This is a genomic window from Algoriphagus yeomjeoni, assembly GCF_003259505.1.
GTDB lineage: Bacteria > Bacteroidota > Bacteroidia > Cytophagales > Cyclobacteriaceae > Algoriphagus > Algoriphagus yeomjeoni.
On sequence record NZ_QLLK01000008.1, the window covers coordinates 276,828 to 278,108 of the forward strand.

At 44.6% G+C, this 1,281-nt stretch carries 1 protein-coding gene; it reads right to left on the reverse strand.

Translation table 11 applies throughout. The annotated features are described in order from the left end of the window. On the reverse strand, positions 1-1,281 hold a 1,281-nt coding region (locus LV83_RS14985; RefSeq protein WP_211320489.1), incomplete at both ends, for an Ig-like domain-containing protein.

A 1,281-nucleotide genomic window follows, 5' to 3' on the forward strand; every position in this document is an offset into this window, starting at 1 on the left:
TCGTTATTGGCAGTGATCGTCAACGCTTTCTTGCCTACTGTGAGCGTTCTTTCCACCTCCATAGCCGCAAAATTTGATTCATCACCTTCTTGGGTAGCAGTAATCGTGGTACTTCCAGCCTTCAGGATCGTAGCCTGATTTCCTGTAATATTAACCACTGTTGGATCAGCGGCGGTATAGGTTACCGTTAATCCCCTATCAGTTTCAGCATTGCCCAAAGTGAAGGTTGGATCTCCATAAGTTTTGGCACCAATCTCAGGGAAAGTAATCATCTGGGAATTCTTGGTGATTGTCGTAAAAGACCAAGTGTAGGAATAGCCACTAAATCCAGCAAATGAATTCCCCACGGCATCAGAAACAAATCCTGCTGGAATCTCCATAATCACCTGCGTATTCAGCGGTAGATTCTCAGTGATTTCCAGAGAAAGTGTAAGTTTATCTTCGGACAGCACAAACAGTGATTTCACTGCTGAATCACTTAAGTCAAACTCTATAATGGATTCAATAGTGCAGGCGTCTTCACCAACTTTACCAAGCTTAAATATCCCTGCATTTCCAAGAGTCACTTCTTGATCAAAAGTGATGGTCAGCGTAGGCTGAAGAGCAACTTCAATAGCACTATTTAATGGACTGAATACAGAAACTGAAGGGGCTATATTATCCACCGTGGCGTTGCTTGTATCTGCTGTAGTGGTTGCATTCCCAGCACTGTCGTTCGCTGTGACGCTAATATTTCTATTGCTGGCATCTATTGCTCCTGCAGTAATGGTGTAAGTGGCTGTCCAGATTCCTGAACTATTTGTGGCAGCAACTGCGGATTCTCCTCCAAATTGAGAGAAGTTTATTGTGACAGAACTGATGACATCACTATTATTATCCCCATCAGCGGTATTGTTCCAAGTAGCAGTGACTGTGTCGCCAATTTTGAAAGCTCCACCTGTTCCTGATGCTCCTGAAATACTGATTTCGGGATCGGTTACTGTAGGTGCGACATTATCTATCGCGTAGTTGTTGGAATTTGTAGTGCCTGAACCTGTATTTCCTGCCTGGTCAGCGACTCCAGTATTATCCAAAGTAATCAAATTGGTCGCGTCGGTGATACCAGCGCTTGGAGTTAAGGTTGCTGTCCAGGTAATCCCGCCATCCGATGAACTCAAGCCGGAAAGACTACCGTTGGCTACCGTTAAATCAGCACTTGAAAATCCTGTAACCGCTTCTGAGAAAGTAATCGTCACCTGGCTCGTTTCACCAGCTGTCAATTGGGTATCGGCAACCACTATA